This is a genomic window from Rhodobacter capsulatus SB 1003, assembly GCF_000021865.1.
Lineage (GTDB): Bacteria > Pseudomonadota > Alphaproteobacteria > Rhodobacterales > Rhodobacteraceae > Rhodobacter > Rhodobacter capsulatus_B.
Window position 1 is genome coordinate 398,847 of record NC_014034.1, and the last position, 21,349, is coordinate 420,195.

Sequence of the window (21,349 nt, forward strand, 5' to 3'; positions counted from 1 at the left end):
GTCCTGTCCCCGCGGTTGCCCCGGCGGGCGGGGAAAAGCGGTGCTTTTCCTGATCCGCCCGAACCGAGGTCTCAGACCCCCGCCGTTTCCGGCGCGGTCGAATGCGGCTTGATGTATTCGCGCACGGCGGCAAAGGCCCATTGCACGGTCAGCCCGCCCAGGATCAACACGGTATCTTGCCAGAACCCGCCCGGATGCGAGGTCTTCACCGCTTGGCTGAAGATCGCCAGCACGGTCCCCAGCGCAAAGACCTGCAGCCCCTGCTTGCCCATGGTGCGGATCGGCTTCATCACGCGCGACGCGGCGATGGCTGGCACGAGCCAGGGCAGCGACAGGATATAGGCCAGCGCCAGGAAATGCGTCAGCCGCGGCCCGGACACATAGGTCTTGTCGAAATCGACGAGGAAGCGGGGCACGTCATATTGCAGGATCGTCCAGATCACATGGCCGAAGGTCGCCTGCAGCTCCGGCGATTGCGCCCAGAAGGCGCTGAAGACGAGCCAGATCACCGCGGGCACCATCAGCGCCTTCCAGATCGGCACGAACCGCTCGCCCCGGCGCAGGAAAAGCCCGGTCAGGATGCCCAGCGAAAACAGAAGCTGCCAGGAGAACGGGTTGAAGAACCAGCCGCCGTCAAAGGGATAATTCGGCAGATCGAGCCCATACCAGCCCGCGAAGGCCCAAAGCCCGACGGTAAAGGCCAAAAGCCCCATCGGTTTTCGCTGTCCCAAGCGGATCAGGAACGGCGCCCAGAGCAGCAGAACCGCATACATCGGCAGGATGTTCACATAGCCAAGCTGATGGCCGAGCGTCGCGATGCCGACAAGGAAGGCGAGGGGGGTCTCGGTCAGCGGGCCGAAAGCGTTGTGTTTCAGCATCTCGCCGCCGCCGAACCACAGCGTCGCCCCGGCGGCAATCGCGATTGCCCAGGCCGAGATGAAGATATGCACCAGATAAAGCAACCACGCCCGGCCCCAGCATTTGCGGATGCCGGGCCAGTTCAGCCCGTCCTTGATCTTCGGCCCGTAAGCCAGCGCCGCGGCGCAGCCCGACATGAAGACGAAGCCCTCGGCCGCGTCGGACAGACCGTAATTGCGCGAGGTGAAGTTCTCGTAGAGCGTCCCCGGCACGTGGTTCATGTAGATCATCACGAGGCTGACGCCCCGGAAGAAGTCCAGCCGGGGGTCGCGGGCGCCGCTGGCAAGCGGTGCGTGGGTGTGATCAGCCATGATGCGCGGACAACTCTTTCTTCGGTTGTCGCGCGTCTTGTTCCTGTTCGGTCTCGGCGTCAAGTGCCCAACGATTGAGCACTTCGTCATGCAGCTTCACCACGGCCGGTTTCGCATATTCGCTGGGAACCCCCATCAGCCGTGACCGCGAGGGCCGCGAGGACCAGGACAGGATCAGCGGCGAAAACACCATCGGCAGACCGACCGGAAGCAGCCACAACAGCAGGCCGGGGGCGAAAAACCACGTCGTCATAAGGCCGACAAGGCCGATGGTGACGATCCAATGCGAGGCGGCGAAGCTGTCCTTGAGGCTGAGCGTGCCGTCGCCGCGGTTGTTGGTGGGCCAGCCACCGTCGCGGCCCATCACCACCTGCAGCACCGAACGCGTCGAATACATCAGCAGAACCGGCGCGGTGATCGACGAGAGCGCCAGTTCCGACAGCGTCGACGCAAAGCCGAGCGCCGCCCCCCCGAAACCTTTTGCCGCACCCGTCAGCGCCATCCGCGTGGCGATCAGCACCTTGGGCAGGAACAGAAGACCGAAGATGCCGATGGCAAGGCTGATCGCCTTGGAGGCTTCGGAGGGCGGGAAATAGGGAATCGGCCAGTAAGGCGTCGGGAAGTAATCCGGCGGCGGCGCCAGCAGCGGCGCGGCGATCGAGGCCAGGATGAACCCCACCCAGAACAGGGGCGCGATATAGGCCATGATCCCTTGCGAGAAGACGAAACGCGACCACAGCCGCAGCCCCGGGGCACCGATGATCCGGCTGTGCTGCAGGTTGCCCTGGCACCAGCGCCGGTCGCGCTTGGCGTGATCGACGATGTTTTCCGGGCCTTCCTCGTAGCTGCCGCCCAGATCGTCATCAAGCCGCACGATCCAGCCCGCCCGCGCCAGCAGCGCGGCTTCGACGTAATCGTGGCTCATCACGTGACCGCCAAAGGGCGGCTTGCCCTTGAGCGCGGGCAGGCCGCAGCTTTCGGCAAAGGCGCGGGTGCGCACGATGGCATTGTGCCCCCAGAACGGGCCGGTTTCGCCCTGCACCATGGCCAGACCCCGGGCGAAGACGGGCGAGAAGAACGAGGCGGCAAATTGCATCGCCCGACCAAAGCGCGACCGCGCCCGGATCACCTTGGGCAGGGTCTGCAACAGGCCGAGACGCGGTTCGGCCTCCATCCGGCGGATCATTTGCAGAATGGTCTCGCCTTCCATCAGACTGTCGGCATCGAGGATCACGGCGTAATCATAGGCGCCGCCCGAACGGGTGATGAAATCCTCGATATTGCCCGCCTTCTTGCCGGTGTTCAGCTCGCGCCGACGATAGAAGAAACGGCCCACCGCGTTGCGTTCCGCCACGAGGCGCGCGAAGATCAGCTTTTCCCGCGCCGCGATCAGATCGTTGCGGGTGTCGGACAGAACGGCGAAATGCACCGAAGCCGCATCGCCCGTGGCCGCCAGCGAGGCATCCATCGCGGCGATCCGGGCGAATGTCACCAGCGGATCTTCGTTATAGACCGGGACCAGAACGACGGTGCGGCCCCTGATCGGGGCCTTCGGGTCGTATTTCGGCGGCCGGGCGCGGCTGGGCAGGCCGATCATCGCGACCGTGGCCCCCAGCGCCAGCCATTGCGTTGAGATCAGGATCAAGACCGCCCGCGTCACATCGAGCGCGTCGATCCCGTCGACCGAGCCGAACTGCAGGAACAGGATGAAGGCGCCAATCCCCGCGATCAGGCTGAAGGCGATGGCAAGAAAACGCAGGGCGTAAAGCCCTGCGCGTGAGGCGAGCGAGCGCGCCATGATCTCAGTGGCCGGTGCCGACATGCGCGGCCTGCAGATGCAGACCGGCGAGCAGACGACGGATCAGCCCGCTTTGCGGTTCGATCACCTGATGCGGCATCGCCATCGGCGCCACCGGCAGGGCACAGGGCCCGGCAATCAGCGCATCGGGGGTCAGAACGGCTTCGGACGCGAGCGCAGTGAGAGAGGAGGTATGCGCGGTCATGCGTGGATCCATTGATAGAGCCAGGTTTCGGTCAGCTTGCGACCATATCCTGCGATATGGGCAGCCAGTTCGACAGTGTCACCCCCGGTCGGCTTCACATCCATGACAAGACGCCAGATTCCGTCGGTGGTGTTGCGGGAGAGCACTTTCGTCACGATTTCGCCATTCCAGGCATTGGCGACGATGGTCAGGTTCTCGGCCTCGTCATGGCCAAGGCTGTCCATCAGCCCGCCGACGAAATCGATCACGAACTTGCGCGTGCCATCGGTGTTCTGCACGCCCGAAACCCCACCCTCGCCGGTGCGGGTTTCCCTGACATGAGCGCGGTCGTCGAAATCCTCGAATTCCAGATCGCCCCAGCGCAGCCGATAGCTGAACTCGCGGCTTTCGCCCGCCTTCGCGGGCGCATCCGGGATCCAGAAGGCGACGATATTGTCGTTCACCTCCAGATCCGAGGGGATCTCGACCAGACGGATCACGCCCTTGCCCCAGTCGCCGATCGGTTCGACCACGCAGGAGGGACGTTTTTCGTAATGCGCGGCATCGTCCTGATAATGGTCGAATTCGCGGTCGCGCTGGTAAAGCCCGAAGGATTTCGGCGCGGTTTCCGAGAAATAGGACGAGGCCAGCCGCGACGGATTCGCCAGCGGCCGCCACAGGATGTCGCCATCGGCGCGCACGATGCCCAGCCCGTCGCTGTCATGCACTTTCGGGCGGTAATCGTCGAAATCCTTGCGGTTGCGTTCCGAGAACAGGAACATCGAAGTCAGCGGCGCGATGCCCAGCTGCTGCACGTCGGACCGGAAGAAGAGCCGGGCCGTCACCTCCATCACCGTCTCGAAGCCCGGACGGATGACGAACTGATAGGCGCCCGTCAGCGAGGCGCTTTCCAGCGCCGCCCAGATCGTGATCGTCTCGCCGCCCGGTTCGGGGCGCTGGATCCAGAAGCGGGTGAAGCGCGGGAATTCCTCGGCCACCGAGAGGCCGGTGTTCACCGCCAGGCCACGCGCCGAGAGGCCATAGGCCGAATTGCGGCCAAGGGCGCGGAAATAGGAGGCGCCCTGAAACGCCACCAGCTCGTCGAAGACATCGGGGCGGTTGAGCGGCGTGTGCAGGCGGAACCCGGCGACGCCCGGCAACGCCACATGCAGCGGAACCTTGTCGCGGCTTTCGCGCTCGTAGATGAAATCGTCGGTGTCAAAGCCCATCGGCAGCGTCTGCCCGCCGATCACCTCGTTCAGCAGAACGGGTTCCTTGAACAGCCAGCCCATGTGGAAGGCATGCAGCTGGAAATGCGTGCGTTCGACATCGGCAAAGCGGGCCTTGGCCGGATCGAAGCGGATCAGCCGGTAAAGGTCGTAGGTGAGCTGGTTGAGGAAGCTGTCGGGCAGCACCATCGGCGCATCGGGACCGGCGGCGGCCAGGGCGCGCATCTCTTCGGCGAGCGTGTCGAAGCTGAAGGGCTTTTGCGGCGGCGCAGCGGGCACGTCGATCGGCGCGGGCGGGGTGGTTTCCTGCGCATGGGCACTGCGCGGCACGGCCCCGGTCCCGGCCAGGATCGCAGCCGAGGAGAGCGTCACCAGAAGGTGGCGGCGGGTCATCATCATGGAGGCTTCGTTCCGGCTGGAGGGCATCTGTTTTCTATGCAAAGTCAGATAGTTCCAGAGGCCGCTCAAGGGCGCCCCCGTTTGCCGTTTCTATAGCCACAGTGCTTAAAAACTGGCAAGAGAGTTTGCGTAACAGATGTGTCAAATGGGCGCTGTCCCGCCGGTTTCGGCGCAAAGTTGCGCAACTTCCCGCGCATCCGTCAGGAAGTTGCGCATTCTGCGCAGGCAAAGCGGATTTTCCCGATTTCGATACATGTTTTAGCCGGTTTGAGCCGGTTTTTCCGCAGCTGCACAGGCCCGCCCGGCGCCCGGCGGCGGGGGGTGAGTCGCGCCCGCCCGGCCCGCAGTTTGCGCCGCGCCGCGCAGTCCGCGTGCCAGCCCGTGATCGGCGCCGCGGGCGCTCTTGTGACACCGGGGCAGGCTGGATAAACCGATGCAAACAGCCGGAGGGACCATGGAACAACTCGATCTGACCGGAAGCATCTTCGGCATTCTGTCGGTGATGATCTTCCTTGGCGCTTATGCGCTTGTGGTGATGGAAGAGACCACCCACATGCGCAAGTCGAAGCCGGTGATGCTGGCCGCAGGGCTGATCTGGATGCTGATCGGCATCGCCTATGCCCGCCACGGTCTTTCCGATCTGGCGCATGAAAAGGCCACCCATATCGTCGAGGAATATGGCGAGCTGTTCCTGTTCCTGCTGGTCGCCATCACCTATGTCAACACGCTCGAGGAGCGCCGGGTCTTCGACGCGCTGCGGGCGAAACTGATCGGCATGGGGCTGAGCTATCGCAAGCTGTTCTGGCTGACCGGGATCATCGCCTTCTTCCTCTCGGGCATTCTTGACAACCTGACGACGGCGCTGGTGATGGGAACGGTGGTGGTCGCGGTCGGGCGTGCGGCGCCGAAATTCGTGATGATCGGCTGCATCTCGATCGTGGTTGCGGCGAATGCGGGCGGCGCCTTCACCCCCTTTGGCGACATCACCACGCTGATGGTCTGGCAAAAGGGCGTGATCGAGTTCTTCGAATTCTTCGACCTGTTCCTTCCCTCGCTGGTGAACTGGCTGGTGCCCGCGGCCATCATGTCCTTTGCGATCCCGAACGAGATGCCCGCCCGGACCGAGGACAACGCAAGGATGAAGCCCGGCGGGGCAATGGTGATCGTGCTGTTCGGCCTGACCATCGGTTCTGCGATCAGTTTCAAGAACTTCCTGCATCTGCCCCCGGCGATGGGGATGATGCTGGGGCTGGGCTATCTGCAGATCTATTCCTATTTCCTGACCCGCAACGGGCGGCGCCAGCACAACACCGAGCTGGTTCTGGACAGTTTCAAGCAGTTCGAACGGGTGGAATGGGACACGCTTCTGTTCTTCTTCGGCATCATCTTTGCCGTCGGCGGGCTGGGGGTTCTGGGCTATCTCGACATGCTGTCGGTGGCGCTTTACGACGGGCTTGGCGCGACCGCGGCCAACACCATCCTTGGTATCATGTCGGCGGTGGTCGACAACATCCCGCTGATGTTTGCGGTGTTGACGATGGAGCCCGACATGAGCCACGGGCAATGGCTTCTGATCACGCTGACCTGCGGCGTCGGCGGCTCGCTTTTGTCGATCGGTTCGGCGGCCGGGGTGGCGCTGATGGGGCAGGCGCGGGGGCATTATTCGTTCTCGGGGCATCTGAAATGGAGCTGGGCGATCGCGCTGGGCTATTTCGCCGCGATCGGCGTGCATCTGCTGCTGAACGCGCACCTCTTCGAAGTGGCGGTCCGGCCGCACTGATCGCCGCTGCGGCACACCAAGGCCCGGGACCTGCGTCCCGGGCCTTTTTCTTTGCGCCTTGCGGTGGCAACATATGCGCTCCATGCATGGATGCGCGTCGAAATGGCTGCGGCCCGGGCGTTGCCTTGGCGCTTCGGCCATGGTCAGGTGAGACCGGAGGGAGCCATGTCCGAAACCCGTATCGGCGGCATTGCCGCAGCCCGTATCGCCGCCTTCGCGGCCGAGGAAGCCAAGGTTTACGCCGCGGCCCGTCCGCGCACGCGTGCGGCGCTTGCGGCGGGGGCGGAGCCCTGGCTTGCGGGCGTGCCGATGCATTGGATGCGCGACTGGCCGCAGCCCTTTCCGATGCTGGTGGCGGCGGCGAAAGGCGCGCTGATCGAGGATCTGGATGGCCACCGGATCGATGATTTCTGTCTGGGCGATACGGGGTCCATGTTCGGCCATTCGCCCGCACCCGTGGCCCGCGCCATCCGCGCGCAGGCCGGGGCGGGGCTGACCTACATGCTGCCGACCGAGGCCGCGCTGCAGGCCGGTCAGCTGCTTTGCGACGTTTTCGGCCCGATGCGCTGGCAGGTGGCGACGACCGCGACCGATGCCAACCGCTTTGCGCTGCGCGTCGCCCGCGCGGTGACCGGACGGCGCAAGGTGCTGGTTTTCGACGGCTGCTATCACGGCACCGTCGATGACGCGATGGTCTGCCTTGAGGGCGGAAAAACCGTGTCCCGCCCGGGGCTTGTGGGTCAGGTCGAGGATCTGTCGCTGGTCGCCGTGGCCGTGCCCTTCAACGATCTGGCGGCGGTGGAACAGGCGCTTGCCGCGGGGGACGTGGCCGCGATCCTGACCGAGCCGGTGATGACCAATTCCTGCATGGTCCTGCCTGCACCGGGCTTTCACGACGGGTTGCGCGATCTGGCCAGCCGTTACGGCGCGGTGCTGATCCTTGATGAAACCCACACGATTTCCTCGGGGCTGGGCGGCTATACCCGCGTGCATGGGCTCAAACCCGATATCTTCGTCGTCGGCAAATGCGTCGCGGGGGGCGTGCCCACCGCGGTCTGGGGCCTGACGCCCGAGATCGCCGCGCGCTTCGCCGCCTATGACGCCACCCGGCCCTCGGGCCACAGCGGCATGGGCACGACGCTTTCGGCCAATCCGCTGCAATTCGCGGCCCTTGTCGCCACGCTTTCGCAGGTGATGACGCCAGCCAATTACGCCCGGATGGAGGCGGGCGCAGCGCGGCTTTGCGCTGGCCTTTCGAAGGCGGTGAGCCGCCGCAAGCTGCCGTGGCATGTCGTGCGAGTCGGCGCCCGGGTCGAGTTCATCTGCGCCCCCGGCCCGCTGCGCAATGGCTTTGACGCCGCAAGGGCCCATGCCCCCGCGCTTGAAGCCGCGCTGCACATCGGCCTTTTGAACCGCGGCTGCCTGATTGCCCCTTTCCACAACATGATGCTGATCTCGCCCGCCACGACACGCGCGCAGATCGACCGCCTGATCGCCGCCTTTGACGCCGTGACGGCCCAATTGCTCGAGACATGACATGACCCAATCGCCGACCGGCTCCACCCTGCAAGAAGCCGAAGACTTCCTGACCGCCCATCCCGAGATCGAGGCCTTTGACATCGTGCTGCACGATGCCAACGGCATCGGCCGCGGGAAGATCATCCGCCGCCACGAGCTGATCGGGCTATACAAGGGCGGGCGGCATCTGCCGATTTCGATCCTGGGCCTTGATATCGTGGGCGAGGACGTGCACGAGACCGGCCTGATCTGGGATCAGGGCGATGGCGATTTGCGCGCCTGGCCGATTCCCGGCACGCTGAAGGCGCTGCACGGCACCAACCCGCCGCGCGGCGAGGTCTTGATGAGCATGTATCATCTGGATGGCGCGCTGATGACCTCGGACCCGCGACATGCGCTGGCCCGCCAGGTGCAGGCGATGGCCGATGAGGGGCTTTATCCCGCGGGTGCGTTCGAGTTGGAATTCTTCCTGCTTGACCCCGACACGACCCAAGGCGTGCGGCCTGCGGCGGCGGTGCTGGACGGTCGGCGCAGCGACTGGACCGAGGTTTATTCGGTCGATCACCTGCACGGGATGGAGCCCTTGTTCTCCGATATCTACCGCGCCGCCGAGGCGATGGGGATCAAGGCCGAGACGGTGATTTCCGAATATGCGCCCGGGCAATATGAACTGACGCTGCATTACCGCACCGATGTCATGCAGGCGGCCGACGATCTGGTGCGATTGAAACGCATCGTCCGGCTGCAGGCGCGCAGGCATGGCGTCGTGGCCTGTTTCATGGCGAAACCGATCGAGAAATACGCGGGCTCGGGGATGCATTTCCACGTCAGCCTGTGCGACGCGACGGGCCGGAACATCTTCGCCGAGGCGGTGGAAGGGCAATGGACCGACACCATCCGCCACGCCATCGGGGGCTTGCGCGCGACGATGGGGGAATCGATGCTGGTCTTCGCGCCGCATGGCAATTCCTGGCGCCGCTTCGTCGGCCAAAGCTATGCGCCGGTCTCGCCCAGCTGGGGGGTGAACAACCGATCCGTGGCGCTGCGCATCCCGGCCGGGGAGATCAAGGCGCGGCGGATCGAGCATCGGCCCTCGGGCGTGGACGCGAACCCCTATCTGGTCGCGGCGACGGTTCTGGCCGGCATCCGGCACGGGCTGAAACACCAGATCGACCCGGGCCCGGAAACCACCGGCAACGGCTATGCAGGCGATGACAGCCTGAAAATCCCGCGCGACTGGCGCGAGGCGATCGAGGCGGCGACGGCGTCCGAGTTCCTGAAAGAGGCGCTGGGCGCGGACATGCATCGCACCTTCACCGCGATCAAGGCGGCGGAGCACGGCCGCGTCGCCCGCTGGATCGCAGATGTGGATTACGCGCTCTATCTGCACAACGTCTGAGAGGCTGGGGGCTCTGCCCCCAGACCCCCGGGATATTTGCGGCAAGATGAAGCCGATGTCCTTCATCTTGCCGCAAATATCCCGGGGGGAGGCTTGCTGAAAGCAAAGACGGGGGGCCCCCCGCACAGGTCGCCAAAAGGACCGACCTCAGATCAGCCCGGCGTGTTGCATCGCGGCGTCAAGCGCGGCCTTGGTCCCGTCGGTCAGTTCGGTCAGCGGCAGCCGCACCTCGGGGCTGCAGAGGCCAAGTTTCGACATCGCATATTTCGCCCCGGCCACGCCCGGCTCCATGAAGATCGCGATATGCAGCGGCAGCAGCAGATCCTGATATTCCAGCGCCTTCGCATAGTCGCCGCGCAGGGTGGCTTCCTGCATCTCGGCGCAAAGCTTCGGCGCGACGTTCGCGGTCACCGAAATGCAGCCGACGCCGCCCATCGCGTTGAAGCCCACCGCCGTCGCATCCTCGCCCGAAAGCTGGAGGAAATCGGCGCCGCAGGTCATGCGCTGCTTGGCCACCCGGCTCAGATCGCCGGTCGCGTCCTTGACGCCGACGATCCGCGGCAGTTGCGCCAGTTGCCCCATCGTCTCGGGCATCATGTCCACGACCGAGCGGCCGGGGATGTTGTAGATGATGATCGGCAGATTGCAGGCATCATGCATCGCGGTGAAATGCGCCACCATGCCCCGCTGCGTCGGCTTGTTGTAATAGGGCGTCACGACCAGCGCCGCATCGGCGCCGTTTTCCTCGGCGTGGCGGATCAGCTCGATCCCCTCGGCGGTCGCATTCGAGCCCGCGCCCGCGATCACCGGCACGCGTTTCGCCGCGGTTTCCACCACGACGCGCACGACTTCGTTATGTTCTTCATGGCTCAGCGTCGGGCTTTCGCCCGTCGTGCCCACCGGAACAAGCCCGTGGCTGCCCTGCGCGATGTGCCAGTCCACAAGCTTCTTGAGCGTGTCCCAATCGACGGCGCCGTTTGAAAACGGCGTGACGAGTGCGGGGAAGGACCCTTTGAACATGACACGCTCCTGAGCTTGAGGCGGATTCGCCTGGGTGAAAGTCGCGCGGACCATAGGCGAGGCTTTCGGTCTTGCCAACTTGTGAATTGCAACGATCACGCCTTGCGCGCAGCCTGTTGAAAACGCATGCACGGGCCCATGATCAAACCTCTTTCCCTTGCCGCTTTGCTGGCGGTTTCCACGGTGTTTCTGCCCCTTGCCGGGCGGGCCGACGACCCCGTTTCCCTGACCCGCGCGCTGGCGGCGGCGGCAAGAACCGACTGGGATCAGGCCGCGGCCGAGGCCCGGCTGGCCGGTCCGCTTGCCTTCGATCTGATCGAATGGCAACGCCTGCGCGCGGGAAAGGGCAGTTTCGCCGATTACGCCGATTTCGCCGCCCGGCGGGGCGATTGGCCGGGCATGGAGCTTCTGCGCAAGCAGGGCGAGGCGCAGCTGGCGGGCGCCAATCCGGTCGAGATCGTGGCCTATTTCGGCGACGGCGCGCCGCAGACCGGCACCGGCGCCTTGGCGCTGATCGCGGCGCGGCAGGCGATGGGGCAGCGCGACAAGGCCGCCGCCGTGGCCGAGGCGGCCTGGCGCAGGCTCGAGCTGACAGCCGAGGAACAGGCCGCGTTTCTGGCCCGTTACGCCGATCTGGTCGCGCCGTTCCACGGCGGGCGGATGCAGGCGGCGCTGGATCAGGGCCGTCTGGCGCGGGCGCGGGCGATGCTGCCGCTGGTCAGCCCGGGCACGAAGGCGGTGGCCGCGGCGCGGATCGCGTTGCAGGCGCGGACCGAGGGGGTGGACAAGCTGCTGCAGGCGGTGCCCGAACGTCTGGCGGGATCGGCCGGGCTGGCGCGCGACCGCGCCGTCTGGCGCTGGCGCAACAGTCTGGAGGACGGCGCGGCCGAGATCGTGCTGGCCTTTTCGAAGGATGCGGAAAGCCTTGGCGATCCGAAACTGTGGGCCGAGGTCCGGGGTCAGCTGGCGCGGTTCTTCCTGCGGCAGGGCGATCCGCGGCTGGCTTACAAGATCGCGGCGCGGCACCGGCTGCCCTCGGACGATGCGGATTGGGGCGATCTGGAATGGCTGGCCGGGTTCGCGGCGCTGAAGCTGGGCGATGCGCCCACGGCGCTGGAGCATTTCGAGGCGCTGGAGGCCGGGGTCAGCACGCCGATTTCGAAATCCCGCGCCGCCTATTGGCGCGGTCGGGCGCTGGAGGTGATCGGCCGGGTGGCCGAGGCCGATCAGGCCTGGGTCGAAGGCGCGCAGTGGCAGACTGCCTATTACGGGCTGCTCTGCGCGGAACGGATCGGCGCGCCGCTGGATCCGGCTTTCGCCACCCCGCCCGCGCTGCCCGACTGGAAAGCCGCGCCCTTCGTGAGTGATCCGGTGTTTCAGGCGGCGCAACTTCTGCAGACGGCGGGGGCGCGGGATCTGGCCGAGCGCTTCCTGCTGCATCTGGAAGAACGCCTGCCGCCCGAGCAGATTGCGCCCTTGGCCCGGCTGGCGGAGGAGTGGCACAATGCGCATCTGATGCTGCTTCTGGCCAAGCGCGCGGCGAACGAGGGGGTGGTGCTGACGCGGGCCTATTACCCGTTGCCGGAGCTGAACCCCGCGGGATTGGTGGTGCCCGAGGAACTGGCGCTGTCGATCGCGCGGCGGGAAAGCGAATTCGACCCGGCGGTGATCAGCCCGGTCGGCGCGCGCGGCATGATGCAGCTGATGCCCGAGACCGCGAAGATGATGGCGAAGAAGCTGGGCGAGCCTTACGAATTGCGGCGGCTGACCTCGGACCCGTCTTACAACGTGCGGCTGGGCAGCGAATATCTGGCGAAGCTGCAGGAGGAATTCGGCACCTCTCCGGTGCTGGTGGCGGCGGGCTACAATGCCGGTCCGGGGCGGCCGCGGCGCTGGATCAGCGAGCGCGGCGATCCGCGCCAGCCCGCGGTCGATGTGGTGGAATGGGTGGAGATGATCCCCTTCACCGAGACCCGGACCTATGTGATGCGGGTGGCGGAAAGCCTGCCCGTCTATCGCGCGCGGCTGGGGCGGCCGGATGCCGGGGCGGTCCGGTTCACCGACGAATTGCGCGGCAACTGGTGAGGCAGGGCGGGGGTTTCACACCCCCGCGCCCCCGTGGGATATTTCCGGCAAGATAAAGGGGATCAGGGCGTTTCGGCCCGGGCCCGCGCGCGCCAGAGCGTGAAGAGCCCCGCGCAGACGACGACCGCGGCGCCAAGGGCGACATTGGGGCGCAGGATGTCGCCAAAGGCCCAGATGCCGATGCCCGAGACCCAGACCAGTTGCAGATAGGCAAAGGGCTGGATCGCCGAGGCCTCGGCGATCTCATAGGCCTGGATCAGCAGGAAATGCGCGGTGACCGCGGTCAGGCACAAAGCCCCCATCCAGAGCCAGTCGGTCGCGATCATCGGTTGCCAGAAGATCAGGCCAAGCGGTGTCATCGCCAGCGCGCCGATCAGACCCGTCCAGTAGAACGACACCGAGGCCGCATCCTTGCGCGCGGCAAAGCGGGTGAGCAGCGAGTAAAGCGCGAAGAGGAAGGCGCCAAGAAGCGGGATCACCGCCTCGGGGCGGAAGACGCCGTAGCCCGGTTGCAGGATGATCAGGATGCCCGCAAAGCCGATGCCGATCGCGGTCCAGCGCCGCCAGCCGACGGTCTCGCCCAGAACCGGGCCCGAGAGCGCCGCGACCAGAAGCGGATAGGCGGCAAAGACCGCATGGGTCTCGATCAGGCCGAGCCGGACGAAGGCCTGAATGACGATCACGATCTCGAAGACCAGAAGCAGGGCGCGGATCGTCTGCAGGAGCGGCTGTTGCGTCGAAAGCGCCGCGCGCAAGCCCCCCGCGGACCGAGCGGCCACGGCAAGGGTGAAAAGCGCGAAGAACCAGTAGCGGATCGTCACCACCATATAGACGTTGTAAGCGCCCGAGAGATGGCGGGAGATCCCGTCCTGAATGGCGAAGATGATCGTGACCGCCACCATCAGCCAGATGCCGCGGCCGATGTTCTGCGTGGCTCTCATGCTTTCGCTCCGCGGCTCATGTGGCGTTTGCCAGCATGGCCGGGGGCGCGGGTGACGGTGAAGCCCGCCGCCGCAAGACCGCGGCGCACGAAGCCCGCGGCGGTATAAGTGGCGAAGGTGCCGCCGGGCGCGGTGTGGCGCCCGACCTCGGCCATCAGATCTTCGCCCCACATCTCGGGGTTTTTTGCGGGCGAAAAGCCGTCCAGGAACCAGGCATCGGCCTTTTCGTCCCAAACTGGCAGGGTTTCGCGCACATCGCCGAGGATCAGCGTGACGGAAATGCTGCGCAGCGAAAACTGTGTCCGCCCATGCTGCATTGCAGCAACAAGCGGTTCGGCAACGGGTTCGATTTCGGGAAAGGCGGTATGGGCGCGGGCCATTTCTGCGGCCGACATCGGGAAGGCCTCGAAGCTGGTGAAGCGGATCGGCTGATCGGTCGAAAGCGCCAGCGCCAGCAGGTTCAGCCCGGTGCCAAAGCCCAGTTCCGCGACGTGAAAGCCGGGGTGCAGGCGCAGGGGCAGGTCGTTGCCCGCCAGAAACACATGCCGGGTTTCGGCCAGCCCTCCGGCCAGGCTGAAATAGGGGTCGTCGAAGCGGGTCGAAACGGGCGTCGATCCGTCGCGCCACGCAAGCGCGGCCGGGCTCTGGTCTGGGGAGGTCATCGGGGATAGTGCCTGTGGGGATTTGACGCAGAGAGTGGCGAAAGGGACAAGCGATGGCAAGAGCAGATCGGGTGACGGTGCGCGGCGGCGGGGTTTTCGGTCTGGCCTGCGCCTATGAGCTGGCGCGGCGCGGCGCAAAGGTGCGGCTGATCGAGCGGGAGCGGATCGGCGCGGGGTCCTCGGGCGGGACCGTGGGCATGCTTTCGCCGCATGTGCCCGATCAGTGGAACCCGAAGAAGCAGTTCCAGTTCGACAGTCTGGTGATGTCGGAGGCGTTCTGGGCGGGCGTGAAGGCGGTCGGCGGCAAGGACGCGGGCTTTGCGCGGATCGGGCGGTTGCAACCGCTCGCCGATCAGGCGGCGGTGACCCTGGCCGAGCTGCGGGCCAGGGATGCGGCGGCGAACTGGGGCGCGGATTATCTGTGGCGCATTGCCCCGGTGAACGAATTCGGCGCCTTTGCGCCGGTGACGCCGACGGGGCTGGTCATTCACGACACGCTCTCGGGTCGGGCTTCGCCGCGCGGCGCGGCGGCGGCTTTGGCCGCGGCGATCGAGGCTTTGGGCGGCGAGATCGTTTTCGGGGATGCGCCCGACGAGGGCATCGTGCTGCATGCGACCGGGCTTGCGGGGCTTGTTGAATTGTCCGAGGCCTTCGGCAAGGAGGTCGGCAATGGCGTCAAGGGGCAGTCGGCGATCCTGAAGCTCGATCCCGGCCCGGTGCCGCAGATCTTTGCCGATGGCGTGCTGGTGGTGCCGCATGCGAATGGCACCGTCGGCGTCGGCTCGACCGCCGAGCGGAGTTACACCGACCCGACCGCGACCGATGATCAGCTCGACGCCGTGCTGGAACGTGCCCGGGCTTTGGTGCCTGCGCTGGCGGGCGCCGAGGTGATCGAGCGCTGGGCGAATGTGCGGCCGCGCTCGGTTTCGCGCTCGCCGATGCTCGGGGCCTGGCCGGGGCGCGAGGGGCATTTCATCGTCAATGGCGGCTTCAAGATCGGCTTCGGCATGGCGCCCAAGGTGGCGCAGGTGATGGCCGATCTGGTGCTGGACGGGGTCGATGCGATCCCGGCGGGGTTCCGGGTCGAGGACAACCTGTAAGATCAAGATGTCCCGGCCGCGAGGTCGGGACATCGGTTCGAAAAGGGCGTATTTGCGCCAAGAAAAAGCAGGCGTTCAGTAGCTGTATTCGCCGTAGATGCGGGACAGGTCGCCCTTCCAGGCGCCGTGGTATTTTTCCAGAAGCTCATCGGCGGGAACGCGGCCGGTGTCGATGCTTTCTTCCAGCGCGTTGAGGAAATAGGTCTCGTCCGGGATCAGCCCGCCCGCGCCGGGGATCTTGCGCGCGGCAAGGCCGGTCTTCGAGATCGCCACCACCTCGCGGGCCAGATCATGCATCTTCACGCCGCCCGCCTCGGCCTGCAGGGCGTGTTTGGCGGCGGCGACGCGCAGCCCGTCGCGGGTCTCGGCGTCCCAATGCTTCACCAGATCCCATGCGGCATCAAGCGCCGACTGGTCATACATCAGACCCACCCAGAAGGCGGGCAGGGCGCACAGGCGCCGCCACGGGCCGCCATCGGCGCCGCGCATCTCGATGTATTTCTTCACCCGGGCTTCGGGGAAGACGGTGGTCAGATGGTCGGCCCAGTCGGACAGGGTGGGTTTCTCGCCGGGCAGGGCGGGCAGTTCGCCCTTCAGAAAATCGCGGAAGCTTTGCCCCAAAGCGTTGATGTACTGCCCGTCGCGGTAGACGAAATACATCGGCACATCGAGGACGTAATCGACGTAGCGTTCATAGCCCATGCCCTCTTCGAAGAAGAAGGGCAGCATGCCGGTCCGGGCCGGATCGAGGTTCTGCCAGATGTTCGCGCGCCAGGATTTCATCCCGTTCGGCTTGCCGTCAAGGAAGGGCGAATTCGCGAAAAGCGCGGTCGCCACCGGCTGCAGCGCCAGCGCCACCCGCATCTTTTTCACCATGTCGGCCTCGGACGAAAAGTCGAGGTTCACCTGCACGGTGCAGGTCCGATACATCATCGTCTTGCCCATGGTGCCGACAGAATCCATGTAGCTGTTCATCAGCCGATAGCGCCCCTTCGGCATCATCGGCATTTCCTCGGCCGTCCATTCCGGCGCCGCCCCAAGGCCGATGAACTTCGCCCCGATGCGGTCGGCGATCCGGTGCACCTCGGTCAGATGTTCGTTCACTTCCTCGCAGGTCTGGTGCAGGGTTTCCAAAGGCGCGCCCGACAGTTCCAGCTGCCCGCCCGGTTCCAGGCTGACATTGGCGCCCTTGCGGGTCAGGCCGATGATGTTGCCGCCCTCGAGCACGGGTTCCCAGCCGAAGACCTGCTGCAGCCCCTCCAGCATCGCCCGGATCGAGCGCGGCCCGTCATAGGGCAGGGGCTTCAGCACATCCTTGCAATAGCCGAATTTCTCGTGCTCGGTGCCGATGCGCCAGTCGCTTTTCGGCTTCTCGCCCGAGGCCAGGTATTCGGCCAACTGGGCAAAATCTTCGATCGGGCCGCCGCCCTGCTGGGGAATGGACATCGGACCCTCTCTTTCCGTTGGGACACAACAGGTGGTTCTTCCGCGCCGCCAAGTCAAGGCGACTCAGACGGGGCGGCGCCACAGGCTTTGTGCGGTGAGGCGCCGATCCAGCGCGGCGGCCAGTGCGCCCATGTCGATGCCGGGCAGACCGGCGAAGGCGTCAAAGAGCTTTTCCGAGCCGACCGCGGCCACCGGCACCAGAAGCGCCTGCCCGTCGCGGCTTTTCAGCCGCCAGAACTGGCTGTCTTTCAGGATCAGCAGCCGGATCTCGGTCAGATCCTCCAGCGCCATGGTGCCGCCCAGAACGCTGCCCCCGGTGCCCCAGTAGCCGATCCGGCCCTCGTCCAGCTCGACGACGCCGGGGTCGGAGACGGGCCGCGCAAAGCGGGCGCGGCGCAGCGCAAGCACCAGCCAGCCCGCGGTGATCGCCGCAAGGCAGAGCCCCACCGCCGCCAGAAACCAGCCGCCGCGCGTCGCCACCCAAAGCGAGGCGGCGAGCGCAAGCGCTGCGACATAAGCTTCGCGCTGCCGTGTCAGATGCGCGCGCAGCTCGGGTCGGATCACCGCCAGTCCCCCAGAGAGGATTGCCAGAGCGTGATCGCCGCGCAGGCGGCGGTATCGGCGCGCAGGATGCGCGGGCCAAGTGACACCGGCGTGACGAAGGGCAGGGCCCGCAGCTGGTGCCGCTCGGTTTCGGAAAAGCCGCCCTCGGGGCCGACCAGAATCGCCCAGGGGCCGGGGGCAAGACCGGCGAGCGTCTGCGCGGGGCCCACCAGCGATTCATCGCCCCAAAGAATGCGCCGCGCCGGGTTCCAGGATTTCAGAACTTTCTGCAAAGGCTGCAAGTCACTGACTTCGGGGACATAAGTTCCCAAGCATTGCTCGGCCGCTTCCAGCGCATGGGCCTGCAGCCGGTCCTGTTTGATCCGCGCGGCATTTGTAAACTCGGTTTGCACCGGAAGGATTTTCGCACAGCCCAGCTCCGCCGCCTTTTCGACGATGAAATCGGTGCGTTCCTTCTTGATCGGCGCGAACAGAAGCCAAAGATCGGGCGGGTTCAGCTGCGGCGCGGCGAGGCCCAGACAGGCGAGCGTGCCGCCGCGTTTCGACCCCTCGACCACCTCGGCGGTCCATTCGCCGTCCCGCCCGTTGAAGAGCGCAACCCGGTCCCCCGGACCCAGCCGCATCACCGCAAAGAGATAATTCGCCTGATCCGGGCTCAGGGGCACGGCTTGCCCCGGCCCGAGCGGGTGAGTAACACAGAGTCGTATCTTGGCGCGTTCCATGAGGCGAAACTTATGACCGGCAAAACCGAAATGCCAGAGGCTCAGGTGACGGGACAGGTGGCCGACGCCTATCGCGGCAACTGGGTGGACCATACCGCCCCCGCTTTCAGCCGCCCCTATCTGCGGCTCTCGCGTGCCGACCGGCCGATCGGAACCTGGCTTTTGCTCTTGCCCTGCTGGTGGTCGATTGCGCTCGCCGCCGCGACCGACAGCCTGCGCCCCTTCGATCTGTGGCTGGCGCTGGGCTGCGGGCTTGGCGCCTTTCTGATGCGCGGCGCGGGTTGCACCTGGAACGACATCACCGACCGCGATTTCGACGGCAAGGTGGCGCGGACGCGGTCACGCCCGATTCCCTCCGGTCAGGTGAGCGTGAAACAGGCGGTGGGCTGGATGGTGGCGCAGACGGCCTTGGCCGCGGCGATCCTGTTCACCTTCAACTGGGCGGCCATCGGCATGGGGGTTCTGGCCCTTGTCCCGGTCGCCGTCTATCCCTTTGCCAAGCGCTTCACCTGGTGGCCGCAGGCCTTTCTGGGCATCGCCTTCAACTGGGGGGCGCTGCTCGGATGGGTCGCGCACAAGGGCAGCCTCGGGCTGGCGCCGGTGCTGCTTTACGCCGCCGGGATCATCTGGACGCTGTTTTACGACACGATCTACGCGCATCAGGACAAGGAAGACGATGCGCTGATCGGGGTGAAATCGACGGCGCGGCTCTTTGGCGCCAACACCCATCGCTGGCTGACGCTGTTCTTGATCCTGACCGTCGTTCTGATGACGGCGGCGGTGCTGCTGGCGCTGGTGCCGCTTTCCAATCCCGCGGTGCTGGCGCTGGGCCTTTGCGCGCCCTGGGCGATGGGCTGGCACATGCTCTGGCAGATGCGCCGGCTGGATATCGACAACCCGGACACCTGCCTGTGGCTGTTTCGCAAAAGCCGCGACACCGGGCTTTGGGCTGCGCTGTTTCTTGCCGGCGCCGCAATCCTTTGATTGATCGGCACGGGGGCGCCCCTTAAGACGGTGCGGACCAAAGGCGAGGAACGACATCCCCATGCGTGGCCGCATCACCCTCCTGACGACGACGGCTTTCGTCGGCGCCCTCGTGCTCTCGGCCTTCATCGCGGGCGGCTCTGCCACGATCATCGAGCAGCGCTCGCGCAAGGCGGTGAAACTGGCGCTGGAAACCGCAAGCCATTCCTGGGTCCAGGTCGAAACCGACGGGCTGCAGGTGATCTTGCTCGGAACTGCGCCGTCGGAGGCGGCGCGGTTCCGTTCCGTCACCCTGGTTTCGACCGTGGTCGACAGTTCCCGCATCGTCGACAACACCGATGCCGAGGTGCAAAAGGCGATCGCGCCGCCGGATTTCTCGCTGCAGATGCTGCGCAATGACGAGGGGATCTCGCTGATCGGGCTGGTGCCCTCGGGCACCGACCGCAAGGCGCTGCAGGAGCGGCTGACGAAGATCGCGGGCGAGGGGGCGGTGACCGACATGCTGGAAAGCGCCGATTATCCGGTGCCGGGCGGCTGGCGGACGGCGCTTGAATTCGGCATCGCGGCGCTGACGGAACTGCCCCGCGCCAAGGTGTCGATCCTGCCCGGCAAGGTCGGCGTCGAGGCGATCACCGACAGCCCCGAACAGAAGGCCGAGGCCGAGGCGCTGCTGAACCGCCGCCGCCCGACCGAGATCCGGCTTGACGCCAAGATCTCGGCGCCGCGCCCGGTGATCACGCCCTTCACCCTGCGCTTCCTGATCGACGCCGAGGGCGCCCGTTTCGACGCCTGTTCCGCCGATACCGACCGCGCCGCGGGGCGGATCATGGCGGCGGCGCGCAAGGCCGGGGCCAAGGGCGAGCTGGATTGCACCGTCGGCATGGGCGTGCCCTCGCCGCAATGGGCCGAGGCGGTCGAAAAAGGCGTGGCGGCGCTGGCGCAGCTGGGCGCGGGCACGCTGACCTTTTCCGATGCCGATATCGCGCTGGTAGCGGCCGACACGACCGATCCTGCGATCTATGACCGGGTGGTGGGCGATCTTGAATCGAACCTGCCCGAGGTGTTCTCGCTCAAGGCCGAGCTGGCGAAGAAAGCCGAGGCCAAGGCGGCCGTGCCCGAATTCTCGGCGCTTCTGCGCGAGGATGGGCAGGTGGAGCTGCGCGGCCGGGTGACCTCGGACCGCTCGCGCGAGGCGCTGGAAAGTTTCGCCCATGCGCAATTCGGCGCGACCTCGGTTTACGGCGCGACGCGGGTCGATACCGGCCTGCCCGAGGGCTGGCCCTTGCGCACGCTGACCGCGCTCGAGGCGCTGCGGCTGATGCACGAGGGCACGGTGACGGTGACGCCCGATCTGGTCCGGCTTGCGGGCGTGACCGGCGACCGGCAGGCCTCGGACAAGGCGGCGCGGCTGTTCGCGCGACGGCTGGGGGAGGCGGCGCCGATCGCGCTTTCGGTGAAATACGACCGCAGGCTGGATGCGTCGCTGGCGCTGCCTGATGGCAACGACTGCGTGGCCCGGCTGAACGGCGCTCTGGCGCGCGACAAGATCGGGTTCGAGCCCAGTTCGGCGACGATCAAGCCCGAGGACGGGCCGAAGCTGGACGCCCTGGCCAAGGCGATGGCGCAATGTCAGGATTTCCGCATGGAAGTGGCGGGTCACACCGACAGCCAGGGCAGCGACGAGGGCAACCGCAAGCTGTCGCAGGCCCGGGCCGAGGCGGTGATCACCGCGCTTTCCGCGCGCCGGGTGCTGACGCGCAACCTGACGCCCAAGGGCTATGGCGAAAGCCAGCCCATCGCCGAGAATGACACCGACAAGGGCCGCGAGGCGACCCGGCGCATCGAATTCGTGCTGCTGGATGCCAAGCCGGTGGGGGGCGCCGGGCAGATCGATCTGCCGGTGACGGTGCCGGAACCGCCGAAGCCCGCGCCCGTCGCGCCGATCGAGGCTGCGCCCGATCTGGTGCTGGACGAAAGCGCCATCGCAGGCGCCGCCCCGATGGAAGAGGCGCATGGCGAGCCGATGCCGGCCCCCGCAGATACGCCCGCCGAGACGCCCGCGGTGGCCGCTCCCGCTCCGGCTGACCCCGTTGCGACGCCCCCCGTTCCGGCGGACCCCGCCGCGGCCGCTTCGGACGCTGCGGCGACGGAAGCTGCGACGACGCAGGCCGGAGCGGCCGAGGGGACCGAGGCCGCCCTTGTCATTCCGGTCAACCCCGCCGCGCAATCGCCCGGCCACCCGAAACCGCGCCCGAAGAAACTGGGCGGGCGGGACAACTGAGGAGAGCC

At 66.4% G+C, this 21,349-nt stretch carries 17 protein-coding genes; 7 read left to right on the forward strand and 10 right to left on the reverse strand.

What is annotated here, in order from left to right:
* Positions 1-71: 71 nt before the first annotated feature.
* From RCAP_RS01900 to RCAP_RS01915, 4 genes are read right to left on the reverse strand one after another with little or no spacing between them, the layout of a single operon-like run.
* Positions 72-1,229, reverse strand: coding sequence for an OpgC family protein (locus tag RCAP_RS01900; RefSeq protein WP_013066117.1), 1,158 nt, complete (start codon positions 1,227-1,229; stop codon positions 72-74).
* Entirely contained in the window at positions 1,222-3,027 is a 1,806-nt protein-coding gene (gene mdoH, locus RCAP_RS01905; protein WP_013066118.1) for a glucans biosynthesis glucosyltransferase MdoH, read from the reverse strand. Before mdoH ends, RCAP_RS01900 begins: the two co-directional genes overlap by 8 nt.
* 4 nt (positions 3,028-3,031) lie before the next feature.
* On the reverse strand, positions 3,032-3,232 hold the full coding sequence (locus RCAP_RS01910) for a hypothetical protein (RefSeq protein ID WP_013066119.1): 201 nt from the start codon (positions 3,230-3,232) through the stop codon (positions 3,032-3,034).
* On the reverse strand, positions 3,229-4,833 hold the full coding sequence (locus tag RCAP_RS01915; RefSeq protein ID WP_037090977.1) for a glucan biosynthesis protein: 1,605 nt from the start codon (positions 4,831-4,833) through the stop codon (positions 3,229-3,231). The genes RCAP_RS01910 and RCAP_RS01915 overlap by 4 nt, the downstream gene beginning before the upstream one ends.
* A 460-nt stretch (positions 4,834-5,293) precedes the next feature.
* Here RCAP_RS01915 and nhaD point away from each other — a divergent pair, with 460 nt between their 5' ends.
* The 3 genes from nhaD (at position 5,294) to RCAP_RS01930 (ending at position 9,536) form a co-directional block, all read left to right on the forward strand.
* Positions 5,294-6,619 (forward strand): sodium:proton antiporter NhaD, encoded by a 1,326-nt coding sequence (nhaD, locus tag RCAP_RS01920; protein ID WP_013066121.1) that lies wholly within the window; start codon positions 5,294-5,296, stop codon positions 6,617-6,619.
* Positions 6,620-6,784: 165 nt separating this feature from the next.
* Complete coding sequence (locus tag RCAP_RS01925; protein WP_013066122.1) at positions 6,785-8,155, forward strand: aspartate aminotransferase family protein; 1,371 nt, start codon at positions 6,785-6,787, stop codon at positions 8,153-8,155.
* Position 8,156: 1 nt separating this feature from the next.
* Positions 8,157-9,536, forward strand: a complete 1,380-nt coding sequence (locus RCAP_RS01930) for a glutamine synthetase family protein (RefSeq protein WP_013066123.1) — start codon at positions 8,157-8,159, stop codon at positions 9,534-9,536.
* 147 nt (positions 9,537-9,683) lie between these two features.
* Here RCAP_RS01930 and dapA read toward each other — a convergent pair whose 3' ends face one another.
* Entirely contained in the window at positions 9,684-10,556 is an 873-nt protein-coding gene (gene dapA / locus RCAP_RS01935) for a 4-hydroxy-tetrahydrodipicolinate synthase (protein WP_013066124.1), read from the reverse strand.
* 138 nt (positions 10,557-10,694) lie between these two features.
* Between dapA and RCAP_RS01940 the strand changes: the two genes are divergently transcribed.
* Positions 10,695-12,641 carry a lytic transglycosylase domain-containing protein gene (locus RCAP_RS01940; RefSeq protein ID WP_023910869.1) on the forward strand — a complete coding sequence of 649 codons (1,947 nt, stop codon included), beginning with the start codon at positions 10,695-10,697 and terminating at the stop codon, positions 12,639-12,641.
* Positions 12,642-12,703: 62 nt separating this feature from the next.
* Here RCAP_RS01940 and RCAP_RS01945 read toward each other — a convergent pair whose 3' ends face one another.
* Both RCAP_RS01945 and mnmD read right to left on the reverse strand, forming a co-directional pair.
* Positions 12,704-13,582: a DMT family transporter gene (locus RCAP_RS01945; RefSeq protein ID WP_013066126.1), complete on the reverse strand. Its 879-nt coding sequence runs from the start codon at positions 13,580-13,582 to the stop codon at positions 12,704-12,706.
* The gene (gene mnmD, locus RCAP_RS01950) at positions 13,579-14,244 is read right to left on the reverse strand and encodes a tRNA (5-methylaminomethyl-2-thiouridine)(34)-methyltransferase MnmD (protein WP_013066127.1); all 666 of its coding nucleotides are present in this window, start codon (positions 14,242-14,244) and stop codon (positions 13,579-13,581) included. Before mnmD ends, RCAP_RS01945 begins: the two co-directional genes overlap by 4 nt.
* 53 nt (positions 14,245-14,297) lie before the next feature.
* Between mnmD and RCAP_RS01955 the strand changes: the two genes are divergently transcribed.
* Entirely contained in the window at positions 14,298-15,344 is a 1,047-nt protein-coding gene (locus RCAP_RS01955) for an NAD(P)/FAD-dependent oxidoreductase (RefSeq protein WP_013066128.1), read from the forward strand.
* Positions 15,345-15,419: 75 nt separating this feature from the next.
* On the opposite strand, the gene RCAP_RS01960 is transcribed toward RCAP_RS01955, so the two are convergent.
* From RCAP_RS01960 to RCAP_RS01970, 3 genes are all read right to left on the reverse strand, one after another.
* Positions 15,420-16,790, reverse strand: coding sequence for a glutamate--cysteine ligase (locus RCAP_RS01960; protein WP_013066129.1), 1,371 nt, complete (start codon positions 16,788-16,790; stop codon positions 15,420-15,422).
* Positions 16,791-16,853: 63 nt separating this feature from the next.
* Complete coding sequence (locus tag RCAP_RS01965) at positions 16,854-17,354, reverse strand: hypothetical protein (protein ID WP_013066130.1); 501 nt, start codon at positions 17,352-17,354, stop codon at positions 16,854-16,856.
* Positions 17,351-18,076, reverse strand: coding sequence for a 16S rRNA (uracil(1498)-N(3))-methyltransferase (locus RCAP_RS01970; RefSeq protein ID WP_013066131.1), 726 nt, complete (start codon positions 18,074-18,076; stop codon positions 17,351-17,353). The genes RCAP_RS01965 and RCAP_RS01970 overlap by 4 nt, the downstream gene beginning before the upstream one ends.
* Before the next feature lie 12 nt (positions 18,077-18,088).
* Here RCAP_RS01970 and ubiA point away from each other — a divergent pair, with 12 nt between their 5' ends.
* Positions 18,089-19,060, forward strand: coding sequence for a 4-hydroxybenzoate octaprenyltransferase (gene ubiA / locus RCAP_RS01975; RefSeq protein ID WP_013066132.1), 972 nt, complete (start codon positions 18,089-18,091; stop codon positions 19,058-19,060).
* 61 nt (positions 19,061-19,121) lie between these two features.
* Positions 19,122-21,341, forward strand: a complete 2,220-nt coding sequence (locus RCAP_RS01980) for an OmpA family protein (protein ID WP_013066133.1) — start codon at positions 19,122-19,124, stop codon at positions 21,339-21,341.
* The last annotated feature ends 8 nt before the right edge of the window (positions 21,342-21,349 follow it).